Annotated in this window: 2 protein-coding genes; one reads left to right on the forward strand and one right to left on the reverse strand. The window is 60.9% G+C overall.

Annotated features, from left to right (window positions below):
• Positions 1 to 111: 111 nt before the first annotated feature.
• On the reverse strand, positions 112 to 3087 hold the full coding sequence (locus IE243_RS22245; RefSeq protein ID WP_191321482.1) for a Tn3 family transposase: 2976 nt from the start codon (positions 3085 to 3087) through the stop codon (positions 112 to 114).
• A gap of 155 nt (positions 3088 to 3242) precedes the next feature.
• Here IE243_RS22245 and IE243_RS22250 point away from each other — a divergent pair, with 155 nt between their 5' ends.
• Positions 3243 to 3836, forward strand: coding sequence for a recombinase family protein (locus tag IE243_RS22250; RefSeq protein ID WP_191321483.1), 594 nt, complete (start codon positions 3243 to 3245; stop codon positions 3834 to 3836).
• Positions 3837 to 3870 lie beyond the last annotated feature (34 nt).

Here is a 3870-nt window from a genome sequence, read left to right on the forward strand (position 1 = left end):
CATCACAAATCTCCTCCGATTTGCGAACTGAATCATGTCTGCGCCGCTGACGAAACCCCTTATGAGTCAGAGGCCAAGGGTCTTGGTATAAGGTCGAACGTACAATGAACGTCATGCAGCCCGGAGGATTCTGGCGGGAAGTCGCAGGGGTCTGAAGCCCTCGGTCATCTGCTGCTCGGTGTCCCAGGAATAGATGCCTGTGAGATTGATGTGCTCCCAGCCGAGCGGCGAGACATGCTTGAGCAGTTCGTCGGGAATGTTGCGACCCTGCTGGCGCAGATGGGCTGTCGCCCGGCTGAGATAGACGGTGTTCCAGTGGACGATGGCGCTGACCACCAGATTGAGTCCCGACGCCCGGAAGGCCTGACTGTCGTAGGACCGATCACGGATTTCGCCACGCTCGTGGAAGAAGACGGCGCGCTTGAGCTTGTGGGCTGCTTCTCCCTTGTTGAGACCGGCCTGGCAGCGCCGGCGCAATGCCGGACTCGAATACCATTCGATCATGAACAGGGTGCGCTCGATGCGGCCGAGTTCGCGGAGCGCTTTGGCCAGATCGCTCGATTTCGATGAGGCGGACAACCTTTTGAGGATCGTCGACGGCGCTGTGGTACGCGTCGTGATCGAGGCGGCCAGGCGTAAAAGATCGTCCCAATGCTCGAGGATGAGCGCGGTGTTGATCGGCACGCCAATATGGTTGGCCAGCGCCGGATAGGCATCGGCCTTCTCGAAGGTGTGGAACTTCCGGTCCTTGATGTTGCGCAGCCGGGGCGCGAAGCGTTTGCCGACCAAGGCGAACAGCGCGAAGACATGGTCGCTGGCGCCGCCGGTGTCGGTGAAGAGTTCCTCGATCTCCAAAATTGTGTCGTGGTCGAACAGGCCATCGAGCACATAGACGGCTTCGCTCTCGGTCGGGCTGATCGGCAGGATGCTGTAGTAGCCGTATTGGTCGGAGAGCCCGCTGTAGAATTTCGATCCCGGTTCGCTGCCATAGTGCAGATTGACGTCGCTGAGCCGGGCGGCCCGGTCGCTGGCCCGAAAGAATTGTCCATCGGATGACGCCGTAGTTCCGTCTCCCCAGAGCCGCGAGTGCGGATGGCGCGTATGCGCATCGGTCACACAAGCCTGCGCGGCCCGGTAGGTTTCGGAGCGGGCATGGAAGCTGCGCATCCAGCCGATTTGATGGGCGCTGATGCCTTTCGACGCCCCCGCCATGCGCTTCGGGCCGAGATTCGTGCCGTCGGCGAGCACGCCGGCCAGCATAGCGGCGATGTTCGGTGGTGCATCTCCCGTCCGTACATGGGTGAACTGGTCGGCAAAACCGGTCCATTCATGCACCTCCCGCAGCAGGTCGGGCACCTCGACCAGGGGATACATGTCGCTGATTTCGGCATTGAGGGCCTCGGCCGCGGCAGGAATATCGCTCGCGTGCGGCGTCACGATCAGGGTGCCGGCCTCCAGCCTCACGCTGTCGAGCTTGCCATAGCGAGCCCGCCAGGCCAGACGCTGCAGGTTGAAGTCCATCATTTCCCGGACTTCGGAGAGCCAGGCTGCGCCGTCATCTTGGACGCCGAGGCCGAGCCTGTCTTCCTGCTTCAGGGCAACGAAGGCGGGCTTCGGCATGAGATGTTCGTCTACCGGCCGGAACGAGCGGCTGCCTTCGACCCAGACGTCTCCCGAGCGCAACCGATCCCGCAAATGAGTGAGCGTCGCAATCTCGTAAAGCCGCCGATCCGGCTTTCCACCGTCAAAGACCAGTTCGCGTTCCGATTTTGTCAGATGCGACACCGGAACGCGATCGGGCAATACACGCCGCCCCTCCATGTAGAGTCGTTTCAGGGTCGCGATCGCGGCAAGCAGAGGATCGTGATGCCGCTGCGAGTGGAAGGCAAAGGTCTGGAGGAACGCGCCGGCATATTTTCGAACGGTGGCATGCTGCTCTGCCGCCATCGCCAAGGGAGACACATCGCTGCGCTCCACCATAGCCTCGAGCCCGGGTTTGACCTGAAGCAACCGATGCCATCCGACGCGCCGATCCAGCGTCCGCATGAGATCTGCATCGGTATCGTTGGCCACCTGCAGGGCCTCGATCGTGTCGAGGAACAATCGCAATGCCTTCGACGTCTCCAGGCGGACGCTCATATGACGCTGCTTTTTCCGATTGTTGACCTGGGAAAACAGCCGGCCCATCAGCTTGATGAACATCAACACGGCATCGTCAGTGAGCTTCTGGCCGAGCTTGATGATCTGCGCGACGATTGTCGCACGCCGGCGGCTGGCGTTGAAGTCGCTGGCGAGCCAAGCCGGCGTGGCGTCACCCTCGCGGACCATCTGATCCCACCGTCCCGTGGGGATTCGGGCCTGCAGGCGCGGGTCGATCCCGAGTGTACGCAGGAACGCGATGCGCTCGGTCAATCCGACGAGATTCGTCGCTCCTGGTGCGTCCGGAGCTGAACGCAGCCAGTGGAAGCGCGTCTGGCCGATCGCCACGTCGACTTCCAGCAACCTGTCCAGCATTTGCAGCTTTTCCGGATCAAGGTCCGCGATCAGGGTGTTCTCGGCGCGACGACGGGCAATGGCCCGAGCGGCCAATCCCATGCGCTCGATCATGTTCGCGGCCGGCAGTAGCACCCGGCGCTCCCGGAACGAGGCGATAATCGCTTTCGCAATCGGCATCCCTTTATCTGTCGCCGAGGCTGTTTCGATCGCCGCCACCAGAGCCTCGCGTCGATCCCGCAGGGATGCGCTCCTCAGATCCAGATAACGCAGCAAGCGTCCAATATGATCGCGACGGGTTTCCTCACGGCGGGCGTAGAGATCAAATTGCCTGGGATCGGCATTGATCTGCTCGGCGACATAATTGAGCATCGCGGCTGGAGGGATCTCGTTCGGCATGAGTGGCCGGCCCGGATAGCGCATAAGGCAAAGTTGAACCGCAAAACCAAGCTGGTTGTGCTTGCGCCTACGAAGCGCGATTTCAAGCCGATCGGCTGGCGCGAGAGAATAATGACGGATGAGGCTGTCCTCATCGGTCGGGATGTCGAAAAGCTCCGGTCTATCCTGAGCCCTGAGGAGTGTCCGTCGGGCCATCTTTTGCTCCTTGCACGTGAGCGTCGGCGCACCAACCCTCTGTCCAGAAACGGACGATTCCGTACAGGGGAAAAATGCCCTGTCCACAAATTACCTTGACATATTTCTGAACAGGCGTGATATTTCGGACAGTCTATTCGGACGAAAACAGCCCCATGCCACGCACCTTCGCCTATGTCCGCGTCTCCACGACAGGGCAGACCACCGAGAACCAGATTCAGGAGATCGAAGCGGCTGGCTTTCAGGTCGAGCAGCATCGGATCGTTACCGAGACGGTGTCCGGCAGCACCGCCATCGTGCAGCGCCGTGGTTTCTCCCGGCTCCTGGACAAGCTGGAGTCCGGCGATGTTTTGATCGTCACCAAACTCGATCGCCTCGGCCGCAACGCGATCGACGTCAGCACCACGGTCAAGACGTTGGCCGAAATGGGGGTGCGCGTCTATTGCCTTGCGCTTGGTGGAGCCGATCTCACCAGTTCGGCCGGCATGATGACCATGAACGTGCTCAATGCTGTCGCACAGTTCGAACGGGATTTGCTGATCGAGCGGACACAATCTGGCCTCAAGCGCGCCAAATCGGAAGGGAAAGCCCTCGGCCGCCCCGCGACGCTGAGCGACAAGCAAAAACAGGACGTTCGCGACGACCTAGAGACAGGGATGAGCATTTCGGCCACTGCCAGGAAATTCGCAACGAGCCGGCAGACCATCATGCGGGTTCGCGACGAAGGTTCATCCTCCGTTCGACCTTAGCGTACGATTTTGAGCAGCTCTTGTTCTGGCCCCA

It is taken from the genome of Camelimonas fluminis, assembly GCF_014656355.1.
In the GTDB taxonomy this organism is placed as follows: Bacteria; Pseudomonadota; Alphaproteobacteria; order Rhizobiales; family Beijerinckiaceae; genus Camelimonas; species Camelimonas fluminis.

Bases quoted from the DNA above. Each gene is read 5' to 3' on its own strand.
- IE243_RS22245 (WP_191321482.1), bottom strand. From the start codon at position 3,087: ATGGCCCGACGGACACTCCTCAGGGCTCAGGATAGACCGGAGCTTTTC.
- IE243_RS22250 (WP_191321483.1), top strand. From the start codon at position 3,243: ATGCCACGCACCTTCGCCTATGTCCGCGTCTCCACGACAGGGCAGACC.